The 24687-nt window shown below is 38.9% G+C and carries 25 protein-coding genes and 1 pseudogene; 20 read left to right on the forward strand and 6 right to left on the reverse strand.

The features are described from left to right. Positions 1 to 100 precede the first annotated feature (100 nt). From DXD06_RS14480 to DXD06_RS14495, 4 genes are read left to right on the forward strand one after another with little or no spacing between them, the layout of a single operon-like run. Positions 101 to 1129 carry a zinc-dependent alcohol dehydrogenase gene (locus DXD06_RS14480; protein ID WP_022046920.1) on the forward strand — a complete coding sequence of 343 codons (1029 nt, stop codon included), beginning with the start codon at positions 101 to 103 and terminating at the stop codon, positions 1127 to 1129. A 4-nt stretch (positions 1130 to 1133) separates the two neighbouring features. Then, positions 1134 to 1526: a VOC family protein gene (locus tag DXD06_RS14485; protein WP_022046919.1), complete on the forward strand. Its 393-nt coding sequence runs from the start codon at positions 1134 to 1136 to the stop codon at positions 1524 to 1526. A 17-nt stretch (positions 1527 to 1543) separates the two neighbouring features. After that, on the forward strand, positions 1544 to 2908 hold the full coding sequence (locus DXD06_RS14490) for an MFS transporter (RefSeq protein ID WP_022084857.1): 1365 nt from the start codon (positions 1544 to 1546) through the stop codon (positions 2906 to 2908). Next, positions 2892 to 3866 carry a carbohydrate kinase family protein gene (locus DXD06_RS14495; protein WP_117832737.1) on the forward strand — a complete coding sequence of 325 codons (975 nt, stop codon included), beginning with the start codon at positions 2892 to 2894 and terminating at the stop codon, positions 3864 to 3866. The genes DXD06_RS14490 and DXD06_RS14495 overlap by 17 nt, the downstream gene beginning before the upstream one ends. A 268-nt stretch (positions 3867 to 4134) precedes the next feature. Here DXD06_RS14495 and DXD06_RS14500 read toward each other — a convergent pair whose 3' ends face one another. Genes DXD06_RS14500 through DXD06_RS14510 form a run of 3 tightly spaced genes read right to left on the reverse strand, consistent with a single transcriptional unit; the run spans position 4135 to position 8225 of the window. Beyond that, complete coding sequence (locus DXD06_RS14500) at positions 4135 to 6021, reverse strand: ABC transporter ATP-binding protein (RefSeq protein WP_117832739.1); 1887 nt, start codon at positions 6019 to 6021, stop codon at positions 4135 to 4137. Next, positions 6014 to 7747 (reverse strand): ABC transporter ATP-binding protein, encoded by a 1734-nt coding sequence (locus DXD06_RS14505; protein ID WP_117832741.1) that lies wholly within the window; start codon positions 7745 to 7747, stop codon positions 6014 to 6016. The genes DXD06_RS14500 and DXD06_RS14505 overlap by 8 nt, the downstream gene beginning before the upstream one ends. Continuing rightward, the gene (locus DXD06_RS14510) at positions 7740 to 8225 is read right to left on the reverse strand and encodes a MarR family winged helix-turn-helix transcriptional regulator (protein WP_117832743.1); all 486 of its coding nucleotides are present in this window, start codon (positions 8223 to 8225) and stop codon (positions 7740 to 7742) included. The genes DXD06_RS14505 and DXD06_RS14510 overlap by 8 nt, the downstream gene beginning before the upstream one ends. 519 nt (positions 8226 to 8744) lie before the next feature. Between DXD06_RS14510 and DXD06_RS14515 the strand changes: the two genes are divergently transcribed. From DXD06_RS14515 to DXD06_RS14540, 6 genes are all read left to right on the forward strand, one after another. Further along, entirely contained in the window at positions 8745 to 9251 is a 507-nt protein-coding gene (locus DXD06_RS14515; protein ID WP_117832745.1) for a gamma carbonic anhydrase family protein, read from the forward strand. 15 nt (positions 9252 to 9266) lie between these two features. After that, positions 9267 to 9953 carry a response regulator transcription factor gene (locus DXD06_RS14520; protein WP_022046912.1) on the forward strand — a complete coding sequence of 229 codons (687 nt, stop codon included), beginning with the start codon at positions 9267 to 9269 and terminating at the stop codon, positions 9951 to 9953. A 101-nt stretch (positions 9954 to 10054) separates the two neighbouring features. Beyond that, positions 10055 to 11002: an ATP-binding cassette domain-containing protein gene (locus DXD06_RS14525; RefSeq protein ID WP_117832748.1), complete on the forward strand. Its 948-nt coding sequence runs from the start codon at positions 10055 to 10057 to the stop codon at positions 11000 to 11002. Further along, positions 10971 to 11666 carry an ABC transporter permease gene (locus tag DXD06_RS14530; RefSeq protein ID WP_117832750.1) on the forward strand — a complete coding sequence of 232 codons (696 nt, stop codon included), beginning with the start codon at positions 10971 to 10973 and terminating at the stop codon, positions 11664 to 11666. The genes DXD06_RS14525 and DXD06_RS14530 overlap by 32 nt, the downstream gene beginning before the upstream one ends. A 15-nt stretch (positions 11667 to 11681) precedes the next feature. Beyond that, positions 11682 to 12419 (forward strand): ABC transporter permease, encoded by a 738-nt coding sequence (locus DXD06_RS14535; RefSeq protein ID WP_117832752.1) that lies wholly within the window; start codon positions 11682 to 11684, stop codon positions 12417 to 12419. 11 nt (positions 12420 to 12430) lie between these two features. Then, on the forward strand, positions 12431 to 13330 hold the full coding sequence (locus DXD06_RS14540) for a sensor histidine kinase (RefSeq protein WP_117832754.1): 900 nt from the start codon (positions 12431 to 12433) through the stop codon (positions 13328 to 13330). 26 nt (positions 13331 to 13356) lie between these two features. Here DXD06_RS14540 and DXD06_RS14545 read toward each other — a convergent pair whose 3' ends face one another. Beyond that, on the reverse strand, positions 13357 to 14169 hold the full coding sequence (locus DXD06_RS14545; RefSeq protein ID WP_055066914.1) for an Rpn family recombination-promoting nuclease/putative transposase: 813 nt from the start codon (positions 14167 to 14169) through the stop codon (positions 13357 to 13359). 520 nt (positions 14170 to 14689) lie between these two features. On the opposite strand from DXD06_RS14545, the gene DXD06_RS14550 reads away from it, so the two are divergent. From DXD06_RS14550 to DXD06_RS14560, 3 genes are all read left to right on the forward strand, one after another. Next, complete coding sequence (locus DXD06_RS14550; RefSeq protein WP_117832756.1) at positions 14690 to 15037, forward strand: TnpV protein; 348 nt, start codon at positions 14690 to 14692, stop codon at positions 15035 to 15037. A 176-nt stretch (positions 15038 to 15213) separates the two neighbouring features. Beyond that, on the forward strand, positions 15214 to 16062 hold the full coding sequence (locus DXD06_RS14555) for an ORF6N domain-containing protein (protein WP_243001125.1): 849 nt from the start codon (positions 15214 to 15216) through the stop codon (positions 16060 to 16062). A 79-nt stretch (positions 16063 to 16141) separates the two neighbouring features. Further along, the gene (locus tag DXD06_RS14560; protein WP_117832758.1) at positions 16142 to 16450 is read left to right on the forward strand and encodes a helix-turn-helix domain-containing protein; all 309 of its coding nucleotides are present in this window, start codon (positions 16142 to 16144) and stop codon (positions 16448 to 16450) included. A 105-nt stretch (positions 16451 to 16555) separates the two neighbouring features. On the opposite strand, the pseudogene DXD06_RS14565 reads toward DXD06_RS14560, so the two are convergent. Further along, a pseudogene (locus DXD06_RS14565) lies at positions 16556 to 17383 on the reverse strand (transposase); the annotation flags it as partial. Here DXD06_RS14565 and DXD06_RS14570 point away from each other — a divergent pair. The 5 genes from DXD06_RS14570 to DXD06_RS14590 all read left to right on the forward strand — a co-directional run bounded on the left by DXD06_RS14570 (position 17358) and on the right by DXD06_RS14590 (position 23080). Next, positions 17358 to 18137 (forward strand): conjugal transfer protein, encoded by a 780-nt coding sequence (locus DXD06_RS14570; protein ID WP_334294446.1) that lies wholly within the window; start codon positions 17358 to 17360, stop codon positions 18135 to 18137. The pseudogene DXD06_RS14565 and the gene DXD06_RS14570 sit on opposite strands and share 26 nt — an antisense overlap. Before the next feature lie 119 nt (positions 18138 to 18256). After that, the gene (locus DXD06_RS14575) at positions 18257 to 18922 is read left to right on the forward strand and encodes a response regulator transcription factor (protein ID WP_117832760.1); all 666 of its coding nucleotides are present in this window, start codon (positions 18257 to 18259) and stop codon (positions 18920 to 18922) included. Next, positions 18910 to 19836: a sensor histidine kinase gene (locus DXD06_RS14580; RefSeq protein WP_117832762.1), complete on the forward strand. Its 927-nt coding sequence runs from the start codon at positions 18910 to 18912 to the stop codon at positions 19834 to 19836. Before DXD06_RS14575 ends, DXD06_RS14580 begins: the two co-directional genes overlap by 13 nt. Positions 19837 to 19923: 87 nt before the next feature. Beyond that, positions 19924 to 20619 (forward strand): ABC transporter ATP-binding protein, encoded by a 696-nt coding sequence (locus tag DXD06_RS14585; RefSeq protein ID WP_117832764.1) that lies wholly within the window; start codon positions 19924 to 19926, stop codon positions 20617 to 20619. Next, on the forward strand, positions 20606 to 23080 hold the full coding sequence (locus DXD06_RS14590) for an ABC transporter permease (RefSeq protein WP_117832766.1): 2475 nt from the start codon (positions 20606 to 20608) through the stop codon (positions 23078 to 23080). Before DXD06_RS14585 ends, DXD06_RS14590 begins: the two co-directional genes overlap by 14 nt. Before the next feature lie 120 nt (positions 23081 to 23200). Here the strand turns inward: DXD06_RS14590 and DXD06_RS17745 are convergent, their stop codons facing one another. Next, on the reverse strand, positions 23201 to 23359 hold the full coding sequence (locus DXD06_RS17745; protein ID WP_278308220.1) for a hypothetical protein: 159 nt from the start codon (positions 23357 to 23359) through the stop codon (positions 23201 to 23203). On the opposite strand from DXD06_RS17745, the gene DXD06_RS14600 reads away from it, so the two are divergent. Together DXD06_RS14600 and DXD06_RS14605 are read left to right on the forward strand one after the other, a co-directional pair. Continuing rightward, positions 23351 to 23725 carry a tyrosine-type recombinase/integrase gene (locus DXD06_RS14600; protein ID WP_330418220.1) on the forward strand — a complete coding sequence of 125 codons (375 nt, stop codon included), beginning with the start codon at positions 23351 to 23353 and terminating at the stop codon, positions 23723 to 23725. The genes DXD06_RS17745 and DXD06_RS14600 overlap by 9 nt on opposite strands. A 287-nt stretch (positions 23726 to 24012) precedes the next feature. Then, a complete protein-coding gene (locus tag DXD06_RS14605; RefSeq protein ID WP_022046902.1) occupies positions 24013 to 24480 on the forward strand; it encodes an Hsp20/alpha crystallin family protein in 468 nt (155 codons plus the stop codon). Positions 24481 to 24687 lie beyond the last annotated feature (207 nt).

Raw genomic sequence — 24687 nt, forward strand, 5'->3', positions numbered from 1 at the left:
TTGACAAAACAGAGGAATGGGACAATAATGTAATTACTTTAATAAAACATTTTATAAAAGATAAAACAAAAGAAGAACAAATATAAAGGAGGAAACAATTATGTTACAGCAGGTAATGACAAATCCAGGAGAAATTACATTTAGAGAGGTTCCGGTTCCAGAAGTCAAGGATGATCAGGTACTGGTAAAAATCAGAAATATAGGTATCTGTGGTTCTGATATCCATGTATATCATGGAAAGCATCCGTTTACGAAATATCCGGTGACACAGGGACATGAGGTTTCCGGAGAAATCGCAGAAATAGGGAAAAATGTTTCCGGGTTTCAGATCGGACAGAAAGTTACGATTGAACCACAGGTTTATTGCGGACACTGCTATCCGTGTCGCCATGGAAAATATAATCTTTGCGAGGAATTAAAGGTTATGGGATTCCAGACCACAGGTACGGCTTCTGAATATTTTGCAGTAGATGCATCTAAGGTAACACCGATTCCGGAAGATATGTCTTATGAAGAAGGGGCGATGATCGAGCCTCTTGCAGTTGCAGTTCATGGAGTAAAGCAGATGGGCGATGTAAAAGGAATGAATATCACAGTAATCGGCGCAGGTCCAATTGGAAATCTTGTTGCACAAACAGCAAAAGGGATGGGAGCAGCAAAGGTTATGATTACCGATGTCAGTGATCTGCGTTTGGAAAAAGCAAAAGAATGTGGAATTGATGTATGTGTCAACACGCTGCACAAAGATTTTGGAGAGGCTATGGTAGAGGCATTTGGTCCGGATAAGGCAGATGTGATCTATGACTGTGCAGGAAATAACATTACGATGGGGCAGGCAATCAAATATGCAAGAAAAGGAAGTGTGATCGTACTGGTTGCAGTATTTGCAGGAATGGCAGAGGTGGATCTGGCAGTCGCAAATGATCACGAACTCGATATTAAAAGTACCATGATGTACCGGCATGACGATTATGTAGATGGTATCCGTCTTGTCAATGAGGGAAAGGTACATTTGAAACCATTAATTTCAAAAACGTTTGCATTTAAAGATTATCTGAAAGCATACCAGTATATTGATGATAACCGTGAGACAACGATGAAAGTCATTATCAATGTGCAGGAGGATTAAACAGATGAAAAACGAATATGGAATTGTCGGAGTAGCCCACATAGGGCTCCCGACGAATGATTTAAAAAAGACAATCGAATTTTATAAAAGTCTTGGATTTGAAGTGATTTTAGAAACCTATAATGAAAAGGCAAAAGAAAAGGTTGCGTTTTTGCAGATTCAGAATTACTGTATCGAATCGTTTGAGAACGGACAGGCGGTAATGGCAGACGGGGCATATCAGCATGTCGCACTGGATGTGAGAGATATTGAAGAAATGTATAAAAAGATCTGTGAAAATGGATATGAAGTCATTACGGATGGAATTGAGCAGCTTCCGTTTTGGGATAATGGTGTAAAGTTTTTCATGATTAAAGGACCGAATGAGGAGAGAATCGAGTTTTGCCAGAAACTCTGATGAAATAGGAGGAACGTATGGGTAGCGAGAACAGAAGTGGAAAAGTGCCGCTGATCAGCAAAATTGCATATGGTTTTGGTGATGTGGGATGTAATTTCAGTTGGATGTTTGTCAGCAATTTTTTAATGATTTTTTATACCGATGTATTTGGAATCAGTATGGCAGCAGTGTCTGCACTGATGCTGTTTTCCCGATTCTGGGATGCCATTAATGATCCGATTGTTGGGGGACTGACCGACAAGACAAAGACAAGATGGGGAAGATACCGTCCATGGCTTTTGGTGGCGGCACCGATTACGGCGGTGCTCCTTGTAATGACATTCTGGGCAAGACCAGACTGGAATCAGACTGCAAAAATTGTATATATGGTAATCACATATTGTCTCCTTGTTTTGGGATATACCTGTGTGAATATTCCATATGGAACACTTTGTGGAGCAATGACACAGGACATTGATGAGCGTGCAAAAATCAACACTTCCCGTTCCGTTGCAGCAATGATTGCAATCGGTGTGTTAAATATCATTACCGTTCCTTTGATTAACAAATTTGGAAGCAGCAGTGCAAAAACCGGATATCTGACGGTGGCAGTTATTTATGGATGCATTTTTGCAGCATGTCATTTCTTTTGCTTTGCAAAGACAAAAGAGGCTGTGATCACACCGGAAAAAGAAAAAATTTCTATAAAAGTCCAGCTAAAAGCGGTGCTTCAGAATCGTCCGTATCTGCTGGCTCTGGTAGGACAGATTTTATTTGGTTTTACTTTATATGGAAGAAATGCGGATGTCCTGTATTATTTTACTTATGTAGAAGGAAATGCCTCGTATTATACCACTTATTCGATGTGCATCATTATTCCTTCCATTATTGGAGCAGCCTGCTTTCAGCCGGTATTCCGTAAACTGAACAATAAAGGAAGAACTGCCAGTGTATTTGCACTTTTGACAGGAATTTCGATGCTTTCCATGTTTTTCTTTAATGTAAAAGAAGCTCCGGTTATCTTTTATGCATTGTCTGGAATTACACAGTTTTTCTTTTCCGGATTCAATACCGCAATTTATGCAATCATTCCGGATTGTGTGGAGTACGGTGAGTGGAAAACCGGATTGCGCAACGATGGATTTCAATATGCGTTTATCTCGCTTGGAAACAAGATTGGAATGGCAATTGGAACAGCACTTCTTGCCGGATTACTCGGAAAATACGGGTATGTGGCAAACCAGACACAAAATGCAGCCGTACTTTCCATTATGAAACATGCATTTACAACCATTCCGGGGGTTCTCTGGATTGTGACTGCTGTGGTATTATTCTTTTATCGGCTGAATAAAAAGCGTTATAATGAAATTGTGGAGGAATTAAAGAATGGAAAAAGAGGTTGATATTGTAGCATTGGGTGAACTGCTGATCGATTTTACCGAGGCAGGATACGGAAAAGATGGAATGAAGCTGTTTGAGCAGAATCCCGGTGGTGCACCGGCGAATTTGTTGACGGTTGCAAGCCATATGGGATACCGGACATCGTTTATTGGAAAAGTCGGAAAAGACATGCATGGTGCATTTTTAAAAAGAACCTTACAAAATGAGGGGATTGCAGTGGACCATCTGATCGGAGATGATAAGTATTTTACTACACTTGCGTTTGTAGAAATTGATGAAAACGGTGAGCGGAAATTTTCATTTGCAAGAAAACCGGGCGCGGATACACAACTTCGGAAAGAAGAACTGGATCCGACGCTTTTGCAAAAAGGTAAAATTTTTCATTTCGGATCGCTTTCCCTGACGGATGAACCGGCAAAAAGTGCAACTTTAGAAGCCGTTCATATCGCAAAAGACGCGGGAGCATTGATTTCTTATGATCCAAATTACCGTGCATCCTTGTGGAGAAATGAACAGACTGCAGTACAGGAAATGAAAGCAGTGATTCCATTTGCGGATGTGATGAAGGTATCGGATGAAGAAAGTCTCCTGCTGACGGGAAAAAACAGCTATGAAGAAGCTGCGGAGGAGTTGCTTTCCATGGGACCAGAGCTGATTGCCATTACACTTGGCAGTGACGGCGTACTTGTGGCAACTACGGATGGAAAAGAACAGATCAGGGGATTTGCAACAGAGGCGGTTGATACAACAGGAGCCGGAGATTCATTCTGGGGTGGATTCCTGAGCCAGTTTTTATCCCTGAACAAAGCAATTGATGAGATGGACTGGAATGATTTGCGTGCCTGTGCACGGCAGGGAAATGCAGTAGCATGTCTGTGTGTGCAAAAGAGAGGTGGAATTCCTGCGATTCCAAAGAAACGAGAAGTAATGGAGTTTTTAAATCAACATATCAAAAAATAAATTTGATTTCCGTGCATAGAAACCGGTCAGGTGAATACAGACAGGAAACGCAAAAAGAAGCTGACACACGAAAAGAAAATTCGTGTGCAGCTTCTTTTTTGCTGGTTATTAGCATCCAAAACACTTACGGATCAGTGCTGAGAAATCGCAGTTGGAAAAAAATCTAAAGCACATAGTTAAGTACCTCCCTGTTTGTATTTGTATTAGCTAAGTACAAATGCATTGTAACAAGTTTGTAATATTTCTGCAATAGGAGGGTATTTCCAGTTTAGGAAAGTTCTAGCTTGCCGGTATACAGCTGATAATAGGTTCCCTTCTGCTTAATCAGATCCGCATGATCCCCGCGTTCAATGATCTGTCCATGGTCAAGCACAATAATTGCATCACTGTTTCGGATCGTAGACAGACGGTGGGCGATCACAAATACCGTACGCCCTTTCATCAGATTATCCATACCCTTTTGTACAATGCTTTCGGTACGGGTATCGATGCTGGAAGTTGCCTCATCGAGGATGAGAACTGGTGGATCAGCCACGGCAGCTCTTGCAATGGAAAGCAGCTGGCGCTGTCCCTGTGAAAGTTCTTCGCCGTCACCGCTTAACATGGTATCATAACCGTTTGGCAGCATCCGGATGAACTGGTCTGCGTGCGCAAGTCTGGCAGCTTCGTAGATCTGCTCATCGGTTGCATCAAGATTTCCGTAACGGATATTGTCGCGGATGGTTCCGGTAAACAGGTGGGTATCCTGCAGGACAATACCGAGGGAACGACGCAGATCGTCTTTTTTGATCTTTGTAATATTGATGCCGTCATAGCGGATTTTTCCCTCCTGAATATCGTAGAAACGGTTGATCAGGTTGGTAATTGTTGTCTTTCCGGCACCGGTAGAGCCAACAAATGCCAGTTTCTGTCCCGGTTTGGCGAACAGACTGATATCCTTTAAGATGACCTTATCCGGATTGTAGCCGAATGTAACATCTTCAAAACGGACATCGCCGGTCAGAGGGGTGTAAGATACACTTCCATCTGCGGAATGTGGATGTTTCCATGCCCACATGCCGGTACGTTCTTTACATTCGATGATGTTGCCATCGGCATCTCTTTTTGCATTGACAAGGGTTACATAGCCTTCGTCTGTCTCCGGTTTTTCGTCGATCAGGGCAAAGATTCTCTCCGCTCCGGCAAGCGCCATAACGATGGAGTTGAACTGCTGTGCCACCTGCATAAAAGGCTGGGTAAAACTCTTGGTAAACTGCAGGTAGGAAGCCATGACACCGAGTGTGATGCCACCCACGCCGGCAACGGAGAGAACACCACCGAGAACAGCAGTCAGCACGAATTGTAAATTTCCGATATTTCCGATAACCGGTCCCATCATGTTTGCGTATTTGTTTGCCTGTGAGGCACTGTCAAACAGTGCTTCGTTGAGCTGGTCGAATTCCTCTTTGGATTTCTGCTCATGGTTGAACACTTTTACCACACGCTGGCCATTCATATGTTCTTCCACAAATCCGGTCACGTCGGCAAGGGAAACCTGCTGGCGCACAAAGTATTTTCCACTGTTTCCACCGATTTTTTTTGTGACAAATACCAGAATCCCGATGACAACAATGGCAAGCAGTGTCAGCAGGGGACTTAAGACCAGCATGGAAATAAATGTAACAATGATGGTGAAAAACGACATCAGTGCCTGTGGGATTGCCTGACTGATCATCTGGCGCAGGGTATCGGTATCATTTGTGTAAAGACTCATGATAGAGCCATTCGTATTCTGATCGAAATAGCGGATCGGAAGGGTCTGCATATGCTCAAACATATCATCACGCACACGCTTTAACACACCCTGGCCGATATATACCATCATACGGGTATAGATAAATGTTGCAATAACACCGACAATGAAAATACAGCCAAGTACAGCAAGTGCACGGTAAAATTCGGTATAGTCCGGACTTTTTTGTCCAATCAGGGGAAGGATGAAATCATCAAGCATGTATTTTAAGGACAGAGATACCGAAATGGATGCGACTGCACTTAAGAAGATACATACAAATACAAGAATAAAGCGGGCTTTATAGGTTTCTGTTACATATTTCAACAGACGTTTTGCGGTAGCAATATAGTATTTGGAAAGCTTTGGCTTTTTGTTATTCATGATCTTCACCTCCCTTGACCTGAGATTCATATACTTCACGGTAAATATCATTGGTCTTTAACAATTCTTCAGATGTACCAATACCAGAAATAGCACCGTTTTCCAGAACAATGATCTGGTCGGCATCTTCAATAGAAGAAACACGCTGTGCAATGATGATCTTTGTGGTATTCGGGATTTCCTCACGGAAAGCCTTACGGATCAGAGCATCGGTTTTGGTATCTACAGCACTTGTGGAATCATCCAGAATCAGAATCTTTGGTTTTTTCAAAAGTGCACGGGCAATACAAAGACGCTGTTTCTGTCCACCGGAAACATTGTTTCCACCCTGGACAATCTGTGTGTTGTAGCCATCCGGAAATTCCCGGACAAAACCATCGGCCTGTGCCAGTTTACATACATTTTGCACTTCTTCGTCAGAGGCGTTTTCGTTGCCCCAGCGGATATTGTCGTAAATTGTTCCGGAGAACAGGACGTTTTTCTGCAACACCATGGAAACCTGATCACGCAGAGCTTCCAGATTGTATTTGCGTACATCGACACCGCTGACCATTACACTTCCCTTCGTGACATCATACAGACGTGGAATCAGCTGTACGAGAGTGGATTTGGCACTTCCGGTTCCACCGATGATACCCACCGTCTGACCGGATTTGATATGCAAATTTACATCTTTTAAGGAAAGATTTCCTCCCTCACCGGCATAACTGAAGCTGACATGGTCAAAGACAATATCACCATCGGCAACGGAAGTTACTGCGTCTGCGGGATCAATCATTTCCGGAATTTCATCGAGTACCTCGGTGATACGGTCTGTTGATGCGCCAGCAATCATAATCATGACGAAAACGAAAGTTACCATCATCAGGGAGCCGATGATCTGTAAAGCATATACAATAATGGAGGTTAAGGCACCGGTTTCCATCGTTTTGGTTACAATGCCTTTTCCACCAATGTAGACAAGGATCATGATAACGGCATACATTACAAACTGCATAACCGGAGAGTTCCAGGCAACAATTTTTTCTGCTGTTGTGAATAACTGGTAAACATATTTGGAAACACCGTGGAATTTGTCAATTTCGTAATCCTCACGGACGAATGCTTTTACCACGCGGGCTGCATTTACATTTTCCTGTACAGAGTTGTTCAAATCATCGTATTCGTCAAACACCTTGATGAAATGTGGATGGGCTTTCTTTGCAATAAATAACAGCGTTCCACCGAGCACCGGGATGACGATTAAGAATAAGAGTGCGGCTTTTTTGCTGAGCGTCAGCGTCATGATCCAGGATAAAACGATCATAATCGGAGCTCTTGCAAGCAGACGGATACTCATCATATAAGCCATCTGGATATTGGTAATATCGGTGGTCATACGGGTAACGAGTCCGGACGTGGAAAAATGGTCAATATTTTTAAAGGAAAAATCCTGTACTTTATAATAAATATCGTGCCGCAGATTTTTGGCATATCCGGCTCCGGCAATTGCTGCAAAGTTTCCGGCCTGTACACCGAAAAACAGGGACATCATTGCCATAATTACAAGGATAAGTCCTCTTTGGATAATATATCCGAGATTTCCTTCTGCAATGCCAATATCAATAATTTTTGCCATTTCCAGAGGAATCAATACTTCCATCAGTACCTCTAATGTAACCAGAAGAGGGGCAATGATGGATTGCTTTTTGTATTCCCGGACGGATTGTAAAAGTTTCTTATTCATTTTTTTTACATACCTCCTTATGTTCTGATACGTTATAGAGCATCTGGCAGAGCACTTTTTTACAGGTCAGAACATCAGCTTCGGAAATATCTGTCGTAAGCTGTGTTTCCGACTGCCTTATGTGTGCAAGGATGCTCGGACGGAGTGCTTCCGCTTTCTTTGTAGGAATGATGCGTTTCAGACGGGCATCTTTTTTTTCGCTTTCCCGCACAATAAAACCATTTTTTTCGAGAAGCTGCAGCATTCCGGTCGCCGTGGATTTGCGGATCTGAAATTCTTCTTCGATGTCTTTCTGGTAGACAACCTTGTGAAGGGTTTCCAGAAGAAGAAATTTCAACACATGTTTCTGCATGGTGGTCAGACCATCGTCGTTGATCATGGAGTTCACACAGCTTTTCCGTTTCATCTGATGGGACAGTACCTGGATCAGGCGGCCCATATGAATTTCTTTGAGTTGTTCTTCATCGAAATCCTGCAAGAAATCACTCCTTTCTTAAAATGATTTTAAATAGTTAGCAACCGAACTTTTACCATTATAGGGATGAAAATTTAAAATGTCAATGACTTTTTTGGGAGGATTTTGTAAGTTCACAGAAAAAACACAAACACAAAATGCCTGACAACTTGCGTTAAAATGAGTAAATTTATCGTATTCACAGAAAAAACACAAAATAATTAACAGACAGGGTTGACATTGCCAGAATACAGTGCTATAACGTAGGCATAACAAAGGAAACAAATTTGACATATGAATATGAGGAAAAGAGGCGATTACTATGTCAGATAAGAATCCAAAACACCCGTTAAAGAAAAAACAGGCGAAAGCAAAAGATAAAAAGAAACACATTTACGAATAAATCGTAAAGTGGAGTCGAGCGAGAGCATCTGCTGATGTCCTCGCTTTTTTCTTTTCCAAAAAGAGTATGTTGAGAAGCAAAAACGGAGATGTTATACTAAAAACAGTATGAAAATAAGGAAAGAAACGAGGAAATCGGTCATGACAAAAACAACGGGAAGTATAGCGGCATCAACCAATATCGTAAAGGAATCTGTGGTGATGGGGGATGTTTCCATCGGTGCGGACAGTACCATTCTTTTTTATGCGGTACTGCGTGGGGATGACAATAAAATTATCATCGGAAAAGGGACAAACATTCAGGATAACTGCACGGTCCACACTTCCAAAGTCGACCCGACCATGGTGGGCGATTATGTGACGGTGGGGCATAATGCAATTCTTCATGGCTGCACGATCGGGGACAACACATTAATCGGCATGGGCGCAACGGTGATGAACGGCAGTGTGATCGGAAAAAACTGTCTCATCGCAGCAGGAAGCCTTGTGCTTGAACACCAGAATATCCCGGACGGCAGCATGGTTATGGGCAGACCGGCGAAGGTCACGCGGGCATTGACGGAAGAAGAAATTGCAGGGTTAAAAGAGAGTGCACTTTCTTATATCGAAGAGGGAAAGAAACTCAGGGGAGAAGGTTATTGCCTGTAAAAAAGAGGTACACAAGTGGATAAAATATTAATAATTGAAGATGATGTGGAAATCAATACGCTGTTAACAGATTTCCTGAAAGAAAACGGATATGTTGTGTACAGTCAATATGATGGACTCCATGTTCTGGATTTCTTACACAAAGAAAAAATTGATCTGATCATACTTGATATTATGCTACCCTATCGAAGCGGCGATATTATTCTGGCAGATATACGCAGACAATTTACGATACCGGTTCTTATTATTTCAGCGAAAGAAACGACACAGAATAAAATTGATCTGCTTCGTCTTGGGGCAGATGATTACATTACAAAACCTTTTGATATGGAAGAAGTGCTTGCCAGAATCGAAAGCAATCTGCGCAGAGTACAGTTTGAAAATCGTTCGGCTGCCTGTTTACAATACGGGGATTTATGTCTGGATCTGGAAAAGAATACGGCATTTTTGAAGGAAGCGGAACTGGCTTTAACCGCAAAAGAATTTGCCATTCTGGAATTGCTGATGAAATATCCGGACAAAGTATTCTCAAAGTCAAATCTTTTTCAGAGTGTGTGGAATACAGAATATTTTGTGGAAGACAATACGCTTAATGTTCATATCAGTAATCTGCGTAACAAATTAAAGGCGGTTTGTCCGGATAAAGAATTTATAGATACGGTCTGGGGCATTGGTTATCGTCTGCATAAGGCTAAGGAATAAAAGTTCCCTGGCTTTATGCTTTTTTAATGTCTTCTTATTTCAGCTTAAGGAATTCTTTAAGAATGTTCGTTATACTGTTTTTTGTAAAGGAGGTTCGGAAGATGAATTCAGTTATTTTAGAAGCCCGGTCTTTAACGAAAGAGTATAAGCAGACACTGGCATTGGACCACATAAATTTGCAGATAAAAAAGGGTAAAATTTATGGTTTTATCGGTCAGAATGGGGCTGGCAAGACTACTTTTTTAAGACTGGTCACGGGACTTGCATTTCCGACAAGCGGCACGCTTTCCTTATGGGGAAAATCAGAAACTGTGGAATTACAGAAACAGCGTAAACGGATTGGAAGTATGATCGAAACACCGGCATTATTTCCTGCAATGACCGCATATCAGAATATGGAAATACAGCGTATTCAGCGTGGCATACCGGATAAAACCGTGATAAAAAGAACATTGGATATGGTTGGGTTAAACGATACGGGAAAAAAGAGGGTTCGAAATTTTTCCTTAGGGATGCGGCAGCGCCTTGGAATTGCAATGGCTCTTTTGAATACCCCGGAATTTTTAATTTTAGATGAACCTGTTAACGGACTGGACCCTGCCGGAATTGTGGAAATCAGGAATTTATTAAAAACGTTAAACAGGGAATACGGAATGACAATTCTGGTCTCCAGTCATATTTTGGAAGGATTGTATCAAACGGCAACAGAGTTTATTCTGCTTGATCATGGAAATATTATAGAAGAAATTTCTGATCATGAATTAAATGAACGGTGCAAACGTCATATTGCGATTCAGACAACCGATGTACAGAAAGCAGTGATGGTTCTGGAAGAAAATCTTCATACAGATCATTTTAAGCTGATGCCCGATGGTACGATTCGTTTGTACGATCATCTGGATGACCTGGAAATGGTTGCATCTGTTTTATCAGAAGCGCATGTGCTTGTTACCGGGCTTTTTGTATCGGGTGATACATTGGAAGATTATTTCCTGAGTAAAATAGGAGGGGCAAAAGATGGCAAATCTCCTGAGAACGGAATGGTATAAATTATGGCATAGCTGGTACTTTTGGGGAATCGGGATCTTTACGTTTCTTTTAAGCAGTATATTGTTGCTGGACAGCAAAGGAAAAACTTCAAATCTGGTTATGGCATCTTTATATAATACGCCACTTCTTTATTTCCTGATTATTGTTTTTATAGCATTGTTTATTGGAAATGATTTTGGAGGAAGAACCTTAAATGCATATCTGACTGCAGGACATAAGAGAGGTTATGTATTCTGGGCAAAAGTCATGGTATCCCAGATTGGCTGCATCCTCATTCTGACAGTTCCGTTACTGATACATGAAATCATTGGCCGGTTTGGTATGAAAGAAAGATTTCCGGAAATTTCAGGTACTTTTACTGTGGCTTTTCAAATACTGTTTGTCGTAATCACCATGTGTGCATTACCGGTTGTTCTTGCTTTTGTTTTCCGCGATATGGGAAAAACACTGGCAGTTTCCATGGTTCTGTTTTTTCTTATGATTTTTTTGATGAATGGGCAACATGCAGAAAGTCTGATAAGAATATTGCCCATGGGACAGCTTCGATTAATTGCATTACAAAAGTTTGACAGGACAACGGTTCCGTTAAGCCTGGATTTTCTGTGGATGTTTATTTTGTATTATAGTGCCGGTCGCATTTTTTTACATGCAGATTTGAAATAGTGGGAGGTGTTTAGGATGGAAAAATTATTAAAGATGGAGAAATACCAGTTTTTGCATAATTTCGTTTACTGGTGTGGGATGATTGGAATATTTGTTCTGGGCTTTTTTACCGCCGATACCTATGTGCCGGAAGTTATGGGACCGGCAGGAGGAAAGGCATCTTCCCTTGCAGATATTTTTAACGGAATGGTGTATGATTCTACGTTTCTCCTTATCATTATTTCGGGGCTTCTTGCTTTGAGTTTCGGACAGGAATTTTCCGGGAGAACCATAACGCTCGAAGTCAGTGCCGGACATTCCAGAAGCAAAATTTTTACGGGTAAAATCATATCCTATCTGATCGCTTTTCATATCATGGCGCTTGTGTATCCGGTTGCAGGATGTATCAGAGAATTTGGAAAGTTTGGTATGGAAGATGGTGGGGTATTTTTTTATAATGTAACAAAAGCAATCGTTTATTCGCTTCTGTTAAATAGCGGGATCTTTCTGATTGCAATCTTAATTTGCTGTTATTTGCAAGATGTTGTGAGAGCAACTTCTGTTACGGCAATTATTATTTTTGCACTTAGTCTTTATCTCGGATATGGAATGATGCTGCAATTGCCGGTAGCGTTTTTACCGGTTTATCAGATCCGGGTCGTTGTCAGCAGGAACACATTTTTTCAGCCGGCTGCTATTCTGGCAGGGGTGATATGGTCGGGCATACTGATATTGCTTTCATGGATAAAATTTCGTAAATGTGACTTGAAATAGATGGAGGAAAGATGTCTGAAATAAAATGGTTTTTATTGCTTCTGGCAGCGGGATTCCTGATATTATTATTCCGACATATACAGCTGAAAAAACAAATTCGTAATCTTTCCGGTCAGGTGAAGGAATGGAATCGCGGAAATTCCGGACAGATGATAGACATTTCCCTGATGGATAAAGATTTAGAACACCTGGCAGCTATACTGAATCTTTATAATATCAGGCAGAGACAGGCCGTAGCGAAAACCTTACGTCATGAAGAACATTTAAAAGAATCTGTTGCAAATATATCACATGATCTGCGTACGCCGCTAACGGTTATTCTTGGTCATTTACAATTGTTACAAAAAGAAGATTTAGAGCCGGCGCAGGCCAAACGCATCGCAGTTGTCCTGCATAAAGCAGAAAAAATGAAGGAACTGGTGGAAGCATTTTATGACCTTTCTGTTTTAGAGGAACAGCAGACCGTTCCCAGTAAAGAAACGTTTAATTTTTCCAACATGCTCATAGATCTGATAACGGAACATGCACCGGCATTAGAAAAAAAGAATATTATACCGGAAATAAAACTGCCGGATTATTCCATCTACATATATTCAGACCGGAATATGGTAGAGCGGATTTTGCAAAACCTGCTGACAAATGCAATGAAGTATTCGGCAGGGAACATAAAAATAACACTTATGCAGAAATCGGATGGCGGTATCCGGTTTATGATGGAAAATCCAGTGAGTGACAGCTTGCAAATTGATGGTAACCGGCTGTTTGACCGCTTTTATACAGGGGATACCTCACGACACGATGGAAGTACGGGGGTAGGGCTTGCGGTAGTTAAGGCTCTCGTTCTGGCTCTTGATGGTAATGTAGGAGCAAGCGTACAGGACAATAACCTCAAGATTATTCTTGAATTATAAAGTATTGAATTAAAAATAATAAGAGTTTATTTTGCGGAATTCTTTAAAGCCTGAATTTGTTCCACGGAAAGTCCGGTAATTTCAGAAATTTCAGAATCCGAATATTTACCGGAGGAAAGCATACGACGGGCAGATGTTGTAATGCCTCGTTCAATGCCCTGCTGAATGCCAGTTTCCAGCCCCTCGCGGTATTTCTCGTCATAAGCCATTTGCAGCGTCATGTAGTCATGCCTCCATTTCTCATTGCGCTTGGCAGATTCCACAGCCTTGGAGAGATCTTGTGTAAAAGAATCTTCCGGCTGTCTGCCATCAATAAAGTTAAGCAGCCGTTTCAGTTCCGGCCGAACATCATCAAAAATTCCTTTCGTATTTAAAATGATTTTCTGTGTGCCATCGTTAAGAGGCAGATTCGGATCTTCCACGCAGCGGTTTTCAAAAGTATACACATGCCTGCCGATATGGAACGGATCAAAGGTGCAGACAAAGATCACAAAACTTTGTTTCAACTGCGTGTAATCCATGCCCTTGTCGAGCAGGTTTAAATCAATCATCCCCTGATAATAGCGGGTGCGCTTCGGAAGATTTTTATGGTGTCCGTTCTGCATTTCAATGTTGTAAACCGTATCAAAATCGTCCTCAACATACACATCCAGCCGGATGCTCTTCGCATCCAGAGACAGATTAATCGTTTTCTGATCCTCGGGATACTCAATGCGTGAAATCTTAATATTCAGTATAGTTTCCAGAAACGGTTTACAATATTTGGGATCGCGCATAACAATCCCAAACATAAAATCATCACTAATGGTAAGGTCTTCGAACTTTTTGCTCTTGTACATTTTCTTCTCCTTTGTAGTGGCGGAGAGGAAAACGTGTGATATAGCGGCTGTTCTTCTATCAAGATTGTAACATGGAAGCCCCCCAGCTTTCAATATCTGAAAATAAAAACAATAATAAAATAATAACTGAATTTTTGCTCTGCACGAAATTCCTCTCCAATATTTAATTGTTTCGTACACATGGAAAAAACGGATGAAATATCCGGTGAAATGCAGCGGTATATAAATTTAGCTGCAAATTCGAAATGTGTAAAGAAAATATAGCATGGAAGAAACATATGCGCAATAGGAAAACAGGACTAAAATTAAGACGTCAAAAAATCTTCACAAAAAATTAGCACTCGATACTTGATAATGGAAGTCGATTTTTGTCCGGTCTTGTGTATCCCGGAAGTGCCTGTTTTACAGGCTTTCCGGGGCATCAGCCATTTTGTCTGGTATTGTAAAGCAGTGTCAGATTTGTTGTAAATGTCGTAAATTTGTGGTCAAAAAATGATGAGAAATGGAGAGGGCTAATAAAATGGAATTAACGTATACAAATGTAAATGAATATCTGATCCCGAATCTCACCTATAAATCCGGTGAGCAGATGGAGCAACTTGGCAAGTATGGTTTTCTTCGCAGAGATTATCTGAAAAACTATCGAAATTCAACCTATCAGGTGATGCTTTTACAGGATACCATTGGAGAGCATCTTCTGGAAGTGGACAAGGCAGCCAGAGAACGGGAAGAGGTAATACTGAAACAGTTAGAAGAAAAAGAACCATTGCCGGATAAAGAGAAAGATCAGATTGCCTGGGTAAGAGCTGCTAATCAACACAAAGCAATTGCAGAAGAGATTATTCTCAAGGAATTGATTTATGTTTAAATGAAGGTGATGAGGTCGTGGATTGCGACCTCATTATTGTATGAAAAATAGCAGTAGGCAGAATGAGAAAAATAGGGTAAAATGGGAACATGGATTTTGGGAACTCATAAGAAATGATTGTGCGGTAAAGTAACTTGAAATGCCAGTTTGGCATTTCAAGTTATAGAGGAGATGGAATGTCGGATAGTGATCTGGCAATGCTTTATCAGGTAGAAACGGGAGCGTTAAACAGAGCCGTTAAAAGAAATATTGCCAGATTTCCAGAAGATTTTCGATTTCAGCTTACAAAAGATGAATATGAAAACTTGAAATGCCAATTTGGCACCTCAAATGGCAGTGGAACAGAAAATGGTTATGGTGGCAGACGTACATTACCGTATGTATTTACAGAGCAGGGAATATCCATGCTTGCAAGTGTATTGCATAGCGAGGTGGCAATTAATGTAAGTATAGGTATTATGCGTGCATTTGTAGAAATGCGACGGTTTATAGCCAACAATGCACTTTTGTTTGAAAGGATTAGTAACGTTGAGCTAAAACAACTGGAATATCAGAAAAAGACAGATGAAAAACTGGAGCAGATTTTTGAGTACATATCAGATCATGAGGAGTCTAATCAAAAGATATTTTTTGATGGTCAGATATATGATGCATTCAGCTTATTGATAGGACTGATTCAGAAAGCAGAAATGGAAATTGTTCTGGTAGATGGATATGTGGATGTAGGAACATTAAATATTTTGTCAAAGAAGAAAGAAAATGTGGCGGTGACAGTTTATACACAGCAACGGACAAAATTATCTCAAACAGATGTAGATAACTTTAATGTACAGTATCCTAAACTGGATGTGAAGTACACAAGAGCATTTCATGATCGTTTTTTAATTCTTGATAAAACGAAAGCATATCATGTGGGTGCGTCTTTGAAGGATGCAGGTAAAAAATGTTTTGGAATTAATCTGATTGAAGATGCAGGTATTGTAAGAGATATTTTACAGAGATTGGAATTGGAAACAGAAGAATAGAAAAGTAAGTTATGCAGAAAGGCGTGAGTCATAAGAATATGGCTTGCGTCTTTTTCTGTCTGGAAAGGAAGTGGGGAGCATGGCACAGATTTTTCGTGTAGAGAGAACTAAGAATTTTACGGTAATGAGTAATCACCATTTCAAGAATAAGAATCTGACATTGAAAGCGAAAGGTCTATTATCGCTGATGTTAAGTTTGCCAGATGACTGGAATTACAATATGCAAGGACTGGCAACATTGAGCAGAGATGGGATTGATTCTGTTCGTTCTGCAATTAAGGAATTAGAGCATCATGGATATGTGGAACGTCATAGATTGCGTAATGAGTATGGCTTTTATGGCGATACCGAATATATTATCCGGGAAGTTCCATTAGGAGCCTACTAATAAAAAGTCAAGTACTTTTTGAAGAAATTTAAGAGTTGAAAAATAGGCACAAGAAATAGGCTACCCAAAACGGCTAGCTTAACGGAGGTGATAATCGTTTGATATTTAAGACTCTTCGATTTGAGATTGCTCTAAGTTGCGTAAGCACTCCTTAACCTTGCCATAGTAGATTCGTAAGAATTTATTGGCACCAGCGGTCATGTAAACAAGGTATGGTTTTCCTTCAGCGCGTTTTCTATCAAGGAACTGATAGACAGGTTCGTTTACAGGCTTGTTTTGAAGGTATGTGGACATCACTTGAAAAAGGGTCTTCCTAAGTCTTGTAGAACCGTTCTTTGAAGCACGGTTGCTTCGTTGCTTGAATTGTCCAGATTCATTTACACCAGGATCAACACCGGCAAATGCAGTGATAGCTTCTCGATGTGTAAAACGAGATACATCCCCGATTTCAGCAATCAACTGAGGTCCATAGGTTTCACCAACACCGTACATGCTCATTACGGTTTCGTATTCGGGCAGTGTAGAAGCAAGCTCATTCATTTCTCTACGAATGATTTCGATGTGTTCCGATGCCAAACGCAACTGTTGAATGCTTTGCTGAATAAGGAGTTTGTAAGATTTTTCCTTTGGGAACACTGCAACAAGTTGTTTGGATTCCTCGAATAGTAAGGCTGGCTTATTTTTCTGGTAGTTATAATGATGCTTCTTGCAGAATGCTTCATAGCGTTCTGTAAAGGCTTTTAGCCCAATTTTGCGAACACAATCAACATGCCAAAAAGAATAGGCATAATCAACCCACTTTTCACTACCATCGTCTCTAGTGGGGCTGTCGAAGAGTTTGTTCACACCGGGATAAGTATTATCTAGGAGTGAAATAAGATTGGTTTTGGCAGCAACTTTCTGTTTCATGAAGAAAGTGAACTGCGAATTTACTGCCATTGACACCCACACGGTACATGAAAAAGAAATCATTCAGCTAAGATTGAACGATACCAACGGTATTGAGAATTTCGTCAAGAACTTTGCGAAAGCCTATTACTCATGGGATACCAGCAAGGAAGCCATTGAAGCAAGGACAACAGAAATCAGTAAATACCTTACCAAAGAATTACAGGACTTGAACGCCGATACCATCAGAACGGACATACCAACCAGTGCAACCGTTACAAATGTGCTGGTCTGGAATGTAAAACAGTCTGGAACGGACGATTTTACCGTTGCCTACGAAGTAGATCAGCAGGTAAAAGAGGGAGAACAGACACAGGCAGTCACAGAAAACTACACCGTGACCGTTCATATGGATAAGAACGGTGCAATGGTCATTACCCAAAATCCTACCCTTGCTCCGGCGGTACAGAAATCAAAGTATGAACCGAAAGCACAGGAAGCCGATGTCAGTGTCAGTTCCGACACAGTTAAGGACGCTACCGCTTTCTTGGAAACATTCTTCAAACTGTACCCTACCGCTACGGAGAAAGAACTTGCCTACTATGTCAAAGACGGTGTGCTTGCTCCTGTATCCGGCGATTATGTATTTTCAGAACTGGTAAATCCTGTCTTTACCAAAGATGGCGATAACCTCAAAGTCAATATATCTGTAAAATATCTGGATAATAAATCGAAAATGACGCAAATCTCACAGTATGAGTTTGTGTTACATAAGGACGATAACTGGAAGATTATATAAGTATAATCAAAAGAGGGAGCTATCAATGACAAAATGCTCCCTCTAAAAAATATGTATTTCTAGTAAGTTCTTTGATATAATTAAAAAAGCTAAAATATTTCTTACGGAGGGATTTATTTGTGTATACTATTCTTGTTTTGGAAGATGATGTGGAATTAAATCAAACAATCACTTATGCATTAAAAAAAGAGGGGTATCATATCTTTTCAGCCCATTCTTGTAAAGAAGCTGAAAAATTCACAGAAAATGAATCTTTTCATTTGACGATACTTGATGTCAATTTACCAGATGGGGACGGCTTTCAATTTTGTAAATGGTTGAAAGCCAAAAAACAAGTCCCAGTTTTATTTGTTTCTGCAAGAGACTTAGAAGAAGATATTTTAAATGGATATGAATTAGGCGCAGACGATTATGTAACCAAACCATTTTCTATGAAGATTTTATTGAAAAAAGTGTATGTTATTTTAACCAGAAAGTCACAAGGAACAAATATTTATGATGACGGATTTCTAAAAGTGAATTTTGAACTTGGTACAGTTCGGCAAAAAGAAAATGAATGTTTACTATCTCCTACAGAATATCGTATTTTGAAAAAATTGATTGAGAATAAGGGAAAACTACTTACCTATTCAATTCTATTAGATTCCTTATGGGACGAGGGAGTACAAATAACGGACAAACATACGCTGGCTGTAAATATCAACAGATTACGTAAAAAGATTGAAACTGAAGAACGCTCTTACATTTCAAATGTATATGGAATGGGGTACATATGGAAACAATGATTTTTATAATATTTTTTGCATTAGTGTTTATCGCCACTTTTATACTTTGGAAATATATTCATTTAAAGCATGATGTTTATGAATATACAGAAAAATTAGATATTGCTATAAACAAGATGTTGAAAAATGAGGAATTAAAAACAAGTTCCTACAAACAAGATGATTTATGGGGGAAAATCTATAATAGACTGGTTCGCTTATCACATCTGTATACTCACAAAAATTTAGAAATTTCAGAAGAAAAGAATAAACTGAAAGAATTGGTGTCTGATATTTCTCACCAGACGAAAACTCCCATTGCAAATATAAAACTTTATTTAGAAATGATGACAGATGAAACGGATTTTGACAGGAATCAAGAATATTTAAAAAAGATGAACGGTCAGGTTGATAAATTAGATTTTCTATTGCAAAGTATGGTAAAAATGTCCAGACTTGAAACAGGGACAATAAAAATTCAAAAACAAAAAACTCCTCTTGCTAACACTCTTGCTATGGCAATTAGTAATGTGATAATAAAGGCAGAGAAGAAAAATATTACAATTGATGTGCAATATGACGAACGATTAGAATTAAACCATGATAAAAAATGGACAGCAGAAGCAATTTTCAATATTTTAGATAATGCCGTGAAGTATACGAATGATGGTGGAAATATCCATATCGTTGTGTGCAAACAGGAGCTTTTTACGAAAATCAGTATTGAGGACACTGGAAAAGGTATTATTCCAGAACGGCAAGCAACTATTTTTACTCGCTTCTATCGTGAGCCAGAGGTACATGATAATGATGGAATTGGTATTGGACTATATTTAGCAAGGGAAATCATTATGCTACAAAATGGATATATCGAAGTTTATTCAAAAATTGGAAAAGGAAGTACCTTTATGATATATCTTCCAAATCGGGATTAGGAAAAATCACAGTTTTGTGATTTTTTCTTTTTGTGACTGGTTTGTGATTTTTCTATTTTATCATGTAATCATAAGGAGGACTTGACTATGAAAAATGTGATTGTCAAAACACAGGATTTAAAAAATTACTATAAAACAGGAAATCAGACCGTAAAAGCATTAGATGGTGTAGATTTTAAAGTTGCTGAACGAGAATTTGTTTCTATCATTGGAAAATCTGGAAGTGGTAAAAGTACACTTCTGCACATGATTGGTGGATTGGATACGCCTAGCAGTGGAACTGTTATCGTTGATGGAGTAAATCTTGAAACGTTAAATTCTGAACAGCTTGCTCTTTTCAGAAGAAGAAAAGTAGGATTTATTTTTCAACAATATAATTTAATACCAGACTTAAATGTATATGATAATATTATTTTCCCTCTTGAGTTAGATGGTGCACAAATTGATAAAGAGTTCATTCAAGAACTGCTCAATATATTAAATATCTCAAATAAACAGGAAATGCTCCCCTCAATGCTATCTGGTGGCGAACAACAGCGTGTAGCGATTATTCGAGCTTTAGCAACGAAACCTGCAATTATTCTTGCAGATGAACCAACAGGTAATCTCGATACTGCTACCAGCCATGATGTGATCGGATTGTTGAAAATGTTAAGCAGACAATATCAGCAAACATTGATTGTGATTACGCATGATACAGATATTGCACAAATGGCAGACAGAATTGTTCAGATTGAGGACGGGAAAATATCTAAAGGAAGTGGTTTCCATGTTAGCGAATAATAATAAGATGATTATAAACAAACTGGCAAAAAACAGTGTAAAATCCAATAAAAAGCAATATGGAATATTGTTTTTCACAATAGTTTTATCTGCGTTTATGCTTTTTTGTGTATTTACAATCGGCTTGACTTATCTGGATTCAAGCAGATTACAAAATACACGATTAAATGGAGCTGAATATGATATTACGACTATGAATGGTTTTAAATCAAAACAGGTTAAAAGTTTACAGAGCAACAAAAACATACAAAATGTAGGGATGGAATCCTATGCTGGATTTATTAAAAGTTCAGAGTTTGATAATACAGTTGAAATCGGTTTGTTATGGTGTGATGAAACGTTCTGGAATAATCTGATGTCTCCTGCAAGAACAAAATTAGATGGACACTATCCACAAAATAAGAATGAATTGATGGTTACAAAAGATATTCTAAAAGCATGTGGAAATGAAAATCTATCTGTCGGAGATAGTATTGTTTTAACTTACGAGAATAATACCGGTGTTCATACAGACAAATTTGTGATTAGTGGCATATGGGATGGATACGGAGACAAATCTGCCGGATTTGTGTCAAAAAACTTTTATGATGAGACAGGGTATGATTTAAAAAATGATGGAATCCTTTGCATAAAATTGAACCGTAATTACGTTTTACCAACTACAATACAGTCCTTAGAAAAATCATTGAATTTTTCAGACAGACAAATTTTTGCTCCAACAGACTACATCGAAAATTCTTTTAAACTGCTATTGGGCATATGCGGTCTGGCTCTTGTTATATGCCTAAGTGCATATCTTTTAATTTATAATATTTTGTATTTGTCCATTTCGGGGAAGATACGATATTATGGATTGCTTCAATCTCTGGGTATGACAAAGAAACAGCTTGTTCGTTTCATAACAAAACAAATGCTATTTATTGCAATAGCAGGAATATTTATTGGAAACCTGTTAGGTATTCTTTTATGCATAAAACTGGTTCCGTATATTCTTAGCGTATTGGGAATTTCCACTGGAAATATGGCGTTGCAATTCAATCCATTCATTTTAATTGTGAGTGTCGCTGTGACAGTTTTCTCTATTCTTCTTGGAATGAGAAAGCCTATTCAAATTGCAACAAAAGTTACCCCCGTAGAAGCTACAAAATATATAGAGTGTGTCTCTAATGGAAAAGGGTATAAAAAGAAAAAGGGAGCTTTCTTTTGGAGAATGGCATTTGAACAGTTTAAAAAAGACAAAAAGAAAACAGTTGTTGTGTTGCTATCGCTGGCAATAAGTTTATCTGTATTTTATTGCCTTACAACGATTATAAGTAGTCAGGGAGAAAGAACAGTACTTCCTAATTATTGGAATGCTGATTTTGCTGTTCAAAACCAGACACAAACTACAGAGAATATCAATTCTCTAAAGCCAGCCATAGAGGATTCTTTTGTTGAAAAAATAGAAAAAATGGACGGTATGAAAGACATTCATCTTGTAGAGGGAGTACCAATTAGTTTCCCATATGTGTCAAAGGGTTTTTCTGATATGTGGATAACTAATTATATAGAAAGGACACCATATGTATCTTCAAAAGACGTGATAACCAATTATAAAACAAATCCGTCAAATTATTATGGCATGTTAATAGGCATTGATGAAGACCAATTTGATTATGTAAATCAATCGTTGAGTAGTCCTGTTGATAAACAAGATTTTCTCAATGGGAAAAGTTGTATTGTACAGTATGAAGGCTCTGAAATACCCAAAGAATATTTGAATCAAAAAGTCCCTTTCAGTTTTGATGGAAAGCAATATGAAATTACTGTTGAAGCTGTGTCCTATGAAACACAGTACATCGGAAGAGATATTGGAGCTTCGTTGATTGTAAGTCAAAATTATTTAAAAAGTTTGACTTCTAAGCCGACAATATTAGACGTGTATATTTACTATAATCAGAAATATGATGAAGTTTTAGAAAAAAAGATTACCTCACTGATAAATAATAGTCCATATAGTAATGACTTATATGTTGAATCTCAATATGAGAATATGAAAACAATTCAAGAAGCACAGGGAAATATGATGGAGATAGGTACAATAATCGCTTTATTGCTTTTATTTGTTGGAGTTTTAAATTATGCAAATACAATCGCAAGTGGTATACAAAATCGTAGATTGATTTTTTCTGTTATGGAAAGCATTGGAATGTCCAGAAAACAGATAAATCAACTTTTGATTCGAGAGGGTATTTTATATGCTATTTTCTCTATATTTGTAACTTTAACGATTGGTTCTGCTATCACTTATGTTTGCTTCCAATCCATGAATTATATGAGGATTCCGTTTAAAGTGCCAGTAATTCCGTTAATCAGTTCGATTATTTTAGTTGTGCTGATATGTACGCTAGCACCACTTTTATCCTATAAAAAACTCGTAGGAAATCACTCTATTGTGGAACGGTTAAGAAATTGTGAATAAAATTTGAAAAGGCACAGTAACTTGTTATTTATAAATGAAGATTTATTTGCTACTGCGAAGCTGATCAACAAATAAGCAGTGAGAAATCTAAACAGAAAAACAGAGAGAATAAGAGATAAATTACTGCTTATTCTCTCTACTGTTCAAGACACCATCAATCGTAGCTTGAATAATTTTTAATTCGTTATCAGTCAATAAATCAAGTGACGAATCTATCTGACGGCGAACTGTACTTTTCTCAGCTTTTTTTGATGGATAGAAATACTCGTCATGCTTCAAAAAGGAAAAGATGTTGAGATAGACGGTTATAAAGGATTCATTTTCATGGCAAAGTCCGGCAGACCGCTCATGCCTAGTGCAATAAACAATATCTTATATAATATTGTAGACGCATATAACAAAAAAGAAGTTCAAATTGCAAAGACTGAACATAGAAATGCTGAATTGTTACCAACGGTATCCGCTCACATTATGCGACATACGGCTTGTACCAGAATGGCAGAAAAGAGGATAGACGTAAAAGTTCTTCAATATATTATGGGACACGTCCACATAGATGTAACAATGGACGTATATAACCATGTAAGTGAGATGTCCAGAATTGAGAGTGAAATCACAAGGCTGGAAAGCGTAGCAATTAGTTGACACCAAAAATAAAAAAATTGGTGTCAAATCAAGAAAAAGTGATGATTATAAGGAAGAAAAAGTGTTGCAAACTCCGTAAAAAATCAAGGTTTGCAAAAAAATCTCAAAAAATTAGCACTCACCTCTTGACAGTGCTAACAAACAGTGCTATAACATAGGCAAGAACAAAGGAAGGGAACCAAAAGAGAACGAAAGGTTCCTGAAACATCCCGGTTCCAAAGAAACAAGGTAAACAAGCATGAGAGGTCCACAGACCGTGGACGCAGAAAGAAAAGGAGAGATGACTTATGTTAATGCCTAGTATTTTTGGAGAGAATTTATTTGATGACTGGTTTGATGAGTTTCCATTTTATGATATGGATAAAGAAATGAATAATACCGAAAAGAAGCTATACGGTAAGAAAGCCGGAAGGATTATGAAGACCGATATTAAAGAGCAGAAGGATGGATATGAGCTGATGATTGATCTTCCGGGATTTACCAAGGATGAGATTAAGGCTTCTGTTTCCGATGGCTACCTGACCATCAGTGCTGCAAAGGGACTGGATAAGGACGAGAAAGAAAAAGATAGCGGTCACTACATCCGCAGGGAACGTTATGCTGGTGCCTGCCAGAGAAGCTTTTATGTCGGTGAAGATATTGAGCAGGAGGATGTCAAAGCAGAATTTAAGCATGGTATCTTAAAGCTGTTCGTGCCGAAGAAAGAGGCAAAGAAAGCGGTAGAAGAAAACAAATATATTGCGATTGAAGGATAATGAAATATCGAAGGAGCCACACAGCAGGAGTGCTGTGTGGCTCCTTTTTTGTGGCATGAGTATCGATGCTGGCATCGCTCTTGGGATTTTTTGTCATAAATTAACGATAAACATTAAAAATATATTGATAAACATAAAAAGCGAAATTATGATATTAGGTAATTGCGAAACAAGTTCGCAATCCTGATTAAAAATGCGGTAAGAATC

It is taken from the genome of Roseburia sp. TF10-5 (assembly GCF_003462365.1).
Classification (GTDB): Bacteria; Bacillota; Clostridia; order Lachnospirales; family Lachnospiraceae; genus Roseburia; species Roseburia faecis.